This window comes from Sphingomonas adhaesiva (genome assembly GCF_002374855.1).
GTDB classification, from domain to species: Bacteria; Pseudomonadota; Alphaproteobacteria; order Sphingomonadales; family Sphingomonadaceae; genus Sphingomonas; species Sphingomonas adhaesiva.
Genome location: NZ_NWVC01000001.1, coordinates 919,598 through 927,053, shown reverse-complemented (window position 1 = coordinate 927,053; position 7,456 = coordinate 919,598). Strand labels below are relative to the sequence as shown.

Below are 7,456 nucleotides of genomic sequence, written 5' to 3'. Positions count from 1 at the left end.
CCGCGTGCGGATCGGTCGCCAGCGCCGCCAGCGCGATCGCCGGCGCGGTGTTGCGCCCGACCGGCTCCAGCACCAGCGCCTGCGGCGTCGCGCCCGCCGCCGCCAGCTGCGCCTCCACCTCGTCCGCATGCGCCGCGTTGGCGACCACCACCGGCGCGGCGAAGCCGTCACCCTGCGTGCGCGCCCCCGTCAGCTGCAGCATCGTTTCCGCCGCGGTCAGCGACAGGAACTGCTTGGGCTTCTCCGCCCGCGACAGCGGCCACAGCCGCGTCCCCGATCCGCCCGACAGGATCACCGGAACGATGTCGATCAATGAACTACCCTTTCCCCCGTGACGGCGCGTGGACCGCGCCGCCGCCGCGATAACCGCCAGGCCTGCCAAAGGGTCCGTCGCCCGTGCGCGGCGGGTGTGATGACGCGTCGTTCAGCCTTTCTTTGCCAATTGCGGCGATAGCTCGCCCGGTATCGCTCGCGTCATTTCCGGGGACCGACACCGGCCGATGGTCCGTCTGTTCAAACATTACGTGCCCAACGCCGTGCTGCTGCTCGGGCTGCTGGACTTCGTGCTGCTGCTGCTGGCGGCGGAGGCGGGATGGCAGGTGCGCGCGTGGCAGATCGGCATGGCGCCGGACCACCCCGCCACGCGTATCCCGCAGCTGCTGTCGTTCGCGGTGCCGCTGCAACTGGCGATGGTCGCGGTCGGCGCCTATGGCCCCGGCGCGCTCCATTCGGTGCGCTTCGCGGTGTCGCGGTTGCTGGTGGCGGTGTCGCTGGGCATCCTGTTCCTGTCGGTGATCTTCTTCCTGGTGCCGGCGATCACCTTCTGGCGATCGAACCTGTTCTACGCGATGCTGCTGGCGCTGGGCGGGCTGGTGGCGCTGCGCATCGCCGCGCGCGGGACGATCGGCGGGGAGGCGCTGCGCCGCCGGGTGGTGGTGCTGGGCGCGGGGCCGCGCGCGGCGCGGATCGAGCGGCTGGCGGCGCGCAACGGCGCGAACTTCGTCGTCGCCGGCTTCGTGGCGATGGGCGACACCCATGCACCGGCGGTGGACGGCGCGGTACCGCGCGGTGCGATCGACAATCTGGCCGATCACGTCACCACGCTGCGCGCGACCGAGGTGGTGCTGGCGATCGAGGAACGGCGCAACGCGCTGCCGTTGCAGGACCTGCTGCGCGTCAAGACCACCGGGGTCAGCGTGTCGGAGATCTTCAGCTTCCTGGAGCGCGAAACCGGGCGGATCGACCTGCAGAGCGTCAATCCGTCGTGGCTGATCTTCTCCGACGGCTTTTCGTCGGGGCGGTTCCTGTCGACGATCGCCAAGCGGGCGTTCGACATCGTCGCCAGCCTGATCGTGCTGGCGCTGACGTTCCCGGTGATCGCGATCGCGGCGATCGCGGTCGTGCTGGAATCGTCCGGCCCGGCCTTCTACCGCCAGCGCCGCGTCGGGCTGTACAACGAACCGTTCGATATCGTGAAGCTGCGGTCGATGCGGCAGGATGCCGAGGTGGGCGGCAAGGCGGTGTGGGCGGAGAAGCGCGATCCGCGCGTGACCCGCGTCGGCCGCTTCATCCGCACCGTGCGCATCGACGAACTGCCGCAATGCTGGAGCGTTCTGAAGGGCGATATGAGCTTCGTCGGCCCGCGCCCCGAACGCCCGCAATTCGTCGCCGAGCTGGAGCGCGAGCTGCCCTATTACGCCGAGCGGCATATGGTGAAGCCGGGGATCACCGGCTGGGCGCAAATCAACTATCCTTATGGTGCGTCGGTCGAGGATGCGCGCAACAAGCTGGAATACGACCTGTACTACGCCAAGAACTATTCCCCGTTCCTCGACCTGCTGATCCTGCTCCAGACGTTGCGCGTGGTGTTGTGGCCCGAAGGCGCGCGGTGACGCGATGACGCCGACGTCGGTCATCTGGATCCATTCGCTGGTCGCGCTGCTGTTCTGCGGCGTCGCGGTGACGTTGCCGCGGTCGGGCGGGGCGGCGCCGGTCGCGCGCTGGCTGCTGACGGTGGCGGTGGTGGCGACGGCGCTGTGGGCGCTGGCGATCGCCGGGATCGGCAGCGGCGACGTCGCGGCGCGGGTGACCGGGGCGCTCCGCGACCTGGCGTGGCTGGCGGTGCTGGCGGTCGTCGCGCGCGCCGGCCGGGGGACCGAGGCACCGGCGCGGCTGGGCGCCTATGCGGCCACCGCGCTGTGCTTCGTCCTGGCGGCGGGGACCGCGATCGCGGCGGCGATGGTGACGCTGCCCGAGGCGATCCGCGCGCTCGATTCGACCGGCCTGTCGATGCGGATGCTGGGCAGCGTCGGTGCGCTGGTGCTGATGCAGCGCGCGCTGCTGGGCGCGGGCGAACAGGGCGGGGGCGCGCGCCACGTGATGCTGGCGGCGCTGGCGTTGATGTGGACCACCGATCTGGTCGTGTACGTGCTGGCGTTCATCATCGACGGCTGGCCGCCGATGATGACGGTCGCGCGCGGCGCGGTGATGGTGGTGGTCGCGCCACTGGTGATGTTCGCGGCGCAACAGGGCGAGGCGCGCGCGATCCGCGCGTCGCGCACGGTGGCGTTGCAGGCGGCGGCGGCGGTGCTGGCGGGGCTGTACGTGCTGGCGACCGGGATCGTCACCGGATATCTGGGATCGCTGGCGGGCAGCCAGGCGCGGATCGTGCAGACCGCGTTCGTGTTCGGATCGGCCGCCAGCGTGCTGACGATGGCATCGACTCCGTGGCTGCGCGGCTGGGCCAAGGTGGTGGTGACCAAGCACCTGTTCCGGCACCGCTACGACTATCGCAACGCCTGGCTGCGCTTCACGGAGACGCTGGGCGGTGATGGCGGGAAGGGCGCGACCCTGACCGTGCGCGTCGTCACCGCGCTGGCCGAACTGACCGAATCGCCCGCCGGCCTGCTGCTGACCAGCGAGCCGGGCAGGCTGCGCGCCCGCGCGGCATGGCGGTGCGAGGCGGCGCCGGAGGAGGGCGGCAGCGCCGCGCTGGCGCACTATCTGGAACGGACCGGGCGGGTGATCGACCTGCCGGCGGTGAAGGCGGGACGCGCCCCGGCGGAGGAGGCCGCGCTGGTGCCGGCGTGGATGACCGACCGCGCCGATGGCTGGGCGCTGGTGCCGTTGCTCCACGGCGGCCGGTTGATCGGGGCGATCATGCTGGCGCCGCCGCCGGTGGCACGCGCGCTGGACTGGGAGGATTTCGACCTGCTGGGCGTCGCGGGGCGACAGGTGGCCAGCTATCTGGCGGAGGACGAGGCGCATGGCGCACTGGCGGAGGCGCAGCGGTTCGACGAGTTCAACCGCCGCTTCGCGTTCATCCTGCACGACCTGAAGAACCTGGTCAGCCAGATGGCGCTGGTGGCGCGCAACGCCGAGCGGCACGCCGACAATCCGGCATTCCGCGCCGACATGATCGCGACGCTGCGCGATTCGTCGCAGCGGATGACCGCGCTGCTCGCGCGCCTGTCGCAGCGGCAGGCCGGGCCGGCGGGCGAGCGGCAGCCGGTGGCGATGCTGGCGCTGGCGGAGCGGCTGGCCGATGCGCACCGCGCGCAGCACCCGCTGCGTGCGGGCGGGCAGGAGGCGATGGCGCTGGCCGATCCCGCGGCGCTGGAGACGGTGCTGGGGCACCTGATTCAGAACGCGGTAGAGGCAAGCGCGGCGGGTCAGCCGGTCACGATGGTCGTGGGGGACGAAGGCGACGAGGTGTTCATCGAGGTGATCGACCAGGGCGGCGGGATGGCCGCCGATTTCGTGCGCGACGGGCTGTTCCGTCCGTTCGTGTCGTCCAAGCCGTACGGCTTCGGGCTGGGCGCGTTCGAGGCGCGGCAGCTGGTCGAGGCGATGCACGGGCGGCTGGTGGTGACGAGCCGCGAGGGCGAGGGGAGCCGGTTCCGGGTCATCCTGCCGCGCTCGCACGTAATGGAGGCCGCCGCATGACCGACGCACCCCGCCCGACGTTGCTGATCGTCGAGGACGATGCCGGGCTGCAACGCCAGCTGCGCTGGGCCTATGACGGTTATGAGGTGGTGGTGGCGGGCGACCGCGCCGCCGCGCTGGAGGCGCTGCGCCTGCACGAGCCGGCGGTCGTGACGCTCGACCTGGGGTTGCCGCCCGATCCCGACGGCACGACCGAGGGGCTGCGCGCGCTGGCCGAGATACTGGCGCTGAAGCCAGATGCGAAGGTGATCGTCGCGTCCGGCCATGGCGCGCGTGAATCCGCGCTGGCGGCGATCGCGGGCGGCGCGTGGGATTTCTATCAGAAGCCGATCGACATCGACCAGCTGGGGCTGATCGTGTCGCGCGCGTTCCACGTCCATGCGCTGGAGGCGGAGAACCGCCGGCTGGCGGCGCGCGTGCAGGACCATCCGCTGGGCGGCCTCATCACCGCCGCGCCCGAGATGCTGAAGGTGACGCGCACGATCGAGCGCGTCGCCCCCGCCGACATCACGGTGATGCTGCTGGGCGCGAGCGGCACCGGCAAGGAAGTGCTGGCGCGCGGGCTGCACGAGGCATCGCGCCGGCGCGATGCGCCGTTCGTCGCGATCAACTGCGCCGCCATCCCCGATACGCTGCTGGAAAGCGAATTGTTCGGGCATGAGAAGGGCGCGTTCACCGGCGCGGTGAAGACGACGCCGGGCAAGATCGAGCAGGCCGACGGCGGCACGCTGTTCCTGGACGAGATCGGCGACGTGCCGCTGGCGTTGCAGGTCAAGCTGCTGCGTTTCCTGCAGGAGCGGGTGGTCGAGCGGGTCGGCGGGCGCAAGCCGATCGCGGTCGACACGCGGATCGTGTGCGCGACGCATCAGGATATCGACGCGATGGTGGCGGACGGCCGGTTCCGCGAGGATCTGTATTACCGGCTGGCCGAGATCGTCGTGCGCATCCCGTCGCTGGCCGAGCGATCGGGCGACGCGGCGCTGCTGGCACGGCATTTCCTGACGCGGTTCGCGCGGACGATGGGCAGCGCGGTCACCGGCTTTTCGGCCGATGCCGCCGCCGCGATCGACGCCTGGGGATGGCCGGGGAACGTGCGCGAACTGGAAAACCGCGTGAAGCGCGCGGTCATCATGGCCGATGGCAAGCTGGCGACCGCGGCGGACCTGGACCTTGCCGCGCGCGATGACGCGGCGTTGGCGATCAACCTGCGCGCGGTGCGCGAGGCGGCCGATCGCATCGCGATCCGCCGCGCGCTGGCGCAGGCGGACGGCAATATCTCCGGCACCGCGCGGTTGCTGGGGGTCAGCCGGCCGACGCTGTACGATCTGATGAAAAGCTACGACCTGAATGCGTGAGGCGCCGGGGGATCATCCGCTGGCGCAGCGCGGCTGGCGGCGGCGTCGGCGGCACGGGCCAAGGCGCGGCCTGGGCACGCGGGTGCGGCGGGTGGCGACGCGCGCGCGGGTGCGGGCGGTGCTGGCGCTGCTGCTGGCCGGGGCGGTGGTGCTCGCGATCGTCGCGCTGGCGCGGCGCGCGGAGCGACCCGATCCGCTGGTCGCGATCCGCCAGGGCGAGACGGCGCTGGCGCAGGCCAATTATTCGGCGGCACGCTATCATTTCCTGACCGCGACCGGCACCGCGCCCGACAATGCGGCAGCGCAGCTCGGGCTGGCGCGTGCCAACCTGCTGCTGGGCGAGGGCGTGGCGGCGGAGGGGGCGGTGGACCGTGCCGCCGCGGCGGGCGTGGACCCGGCGACGCTGCATCCGCTGCGCGCCGCCGCGCGGCAGCTGCAGGACGATGCCGACGGCACGATCGCGGAGGCGGCGCAGGCCGGCGGCGATCCGCTGGCGCAGCGTGCCCGCGCCCGCGCGCTGGCCGACAAGGGCGATACCGCGGGCGGCGTGGCGCTGCTCCAGGCATTGCTGGCACGCAACCCGCGCGACGCGGCGGCGTGGGTCGATCTGGGGCGCGTCCGCTGGAACCTGGGCGATGTGGCGGGGGCGAGCGAGGCGGTGCAGCGCGCGCTGGCGGCCGATCGTGCCAGCCTGTCGGCGCTGGTGCTGGCCGGAGAGGTGGTGCGCAGCCGCTACGGCCTGAACGCGTCGTTGCCGTGGTTCGCGGCGGCGTTGCGGCGCGACCCCTATTACCATCCGGCGCTGGTCGAATATGCCGCGACGCTGGGCGACCTGGGCCGCAATGGCGAGGCGGTGGCGGCGGCGCGGCGGGCGTTGATGACGCGGCGCGACAGTCCGCAGGGCTATTACCTGCTGGCGGTGATCGCCGCGCGCGCGGGCAAGCGGCAGCTGGCGGCGGACCTGCTGGATCGCAGCGGCGGCGCGCTGGACGGGTTGCCGGGCGGGCTGCTGCTGTCGGGCGCGACCGATTATGCCGCGGGGCGGCTGGAGCAGGCGGCGCTGAAATGGCGCGCGCTGCTGGATCGCCAGCCGATGAACCTGGTGGCGCGGCGGCTGCTGGGCGCGGCGCTGCTGCGGTCAGGCGATGCGACGGGGACGCTGGCGGTGCTGCGCCCGATCGCGCTGCGCGGCGATGCCGACAGCTATACGCTGACGCTGGTGGCGCGTGCGTTCGAGGCGCAGGGCAAGCGCGACTGGGCGGCGCGGTTCCTGGACCGCGCGGCGGCGGTGCCCAGCCCCTATGCCGCGCCGTTCGGACAGGACGACAGCCAGGCGGTGCTTGCCGATGCGGTGAGCAAGGTGCCCGACGATCCGCGCGCCGCGGTCGCCTATGTCCGCGGATTGCTGGAAAACGGGCGCGCGGCGGAGGCGATCGCACTGGCGCAGCGGATCGCGCGCCAGACCCCCGGCGCGCCGGCGGCAGCGATGCTGGAGGGCGATCTGGATGCCGCCGCCGGGCGCTGGGCGGCGGCGGCGCGCGACTATGCCCGCGCCGCCGACCTGCGGTTCGACCAGTCGGTGATGCTGCGGCTGGTGGAGGCGCGCGCGATGGCCGGCGACCGGCCCGGCGCGGCACAGGCGCTGGCGCTGTTCCTGGACCAGAATCCGCAGAATGTCGCGGCGCGGCGCACGCTGGCAAATGTGCAGCGCGCGGCGGGCGATGACGAGGCGATCGACACGCTGGAACGGCTGCGCACCGATCTGGGGATGCGCGACGACCTGCTGCTCGCCGGCCTGTCGGGTGCCTATAGCGATGCCGACGATCCGGCGACGGGGCTGGAGCTGGCGTGCGCCGCCTATCGGCTGCAACCGATGCGCGCCGCTGCGGCGAACGCCTATGGCTGGGCGTTGCTGGGCCGCGGGCAGGTGGCGGCGGCGCTGCAATTGCTCGACAAGGCGGCGCGGGCGGCGCCCGGTGACGCGACGATCGCCTGGCACCGCGCGCAGGCGCTGGCGGGCGCGAACCGGCCGGCGGAGGCGCGCGCGCTCCTCGCCGCGCTGCTGCGCCGTGCCGACGTGCCCGACCGCGACGGCGCGCGCCGCCTGCTCGCCAGCCTGCCGCCGGGTTGAGCCGCGCGGCGAGGACGGGTAGCGC

The 7,456-nt window shown here is 72.8% G+C and carries 5 protein-coding genes; 4 read left to right on the top strand and 1 reads right to left on the bottom strand.

The features are described from left to right. On the bottom strand, nucleotides 1-310 hold a 310-nt coding region (locus COA07_RS04405; protein ID WP_245841994.1), incomplete at its 3' end, for a sugar phosphate nucleotidyltransferase. A 190-nt stretch (nucleotides 311-500) separates the two neighbouring features. Between COA07_RS04405 and COA07_RS04400 the strand changes: the two genes are divergently transcribed. From COA07_RS04400 to COA07_RS04385, 4 genes are read left to right on the top strand one after another with little or no spacing between them, the layout of a single operon-like run. Beyond that, a complete protein-coding gene (locus COA07_RS04400; protein ID WP_096640475.1) occupies nucleotides 501-1,892 on the top strand; it encodes a TIGR03013 family XrtA/PEP-CTERM system glycosyltransferase in 1,392 nt (463 codons plus the stop codon). A 4-nt stretch (nucleotides 1,893-1,896) separates the two neighbouring features. Continuing rightward, nucleotides 1,897-3,945 (top strand): XrtA/PEP-CTERM system histidine kinase PrsK, encoded by a 2,049-nt coding sequence (prsK, locus tag COA07_RS04395; protein ID WP_096640473.1) that lies wholly within the window; start codon nucleotides 1,897-1,899, stop codon nucleotides 3,943-3,945. Then, complete coding sequence (gene prsR / locus COA07_RS04390; RefSeq protein WP_066713189.1) at nucleotides 3,942-5,300, top strand: PEP-CTERM-box response regulator transcription factor; 1,359 nt, start codon at nucleotides 3,942-3,944, stop codon at nucleotides 5,298-5,300. Before prsK ends, prsR begins: the two co-directional genes overlap by 4 nt. Then, complete coding sequence (locus COA07_RS04385; protein WP_096640471.1) at nucleotides 5,293-7,431, top strand: tetratricopeptide repeat protein; 2,139 nt, start codon at nucleotides 5,293-5,295, stop codon at nucleotides 7,429-7,431. Before prsR ends, COA07_RS04385 begins: the two co-directional genes overlap by 8 nt. Nucleotides 7,432-7,456: the final 25 nt, after the last annotated feature.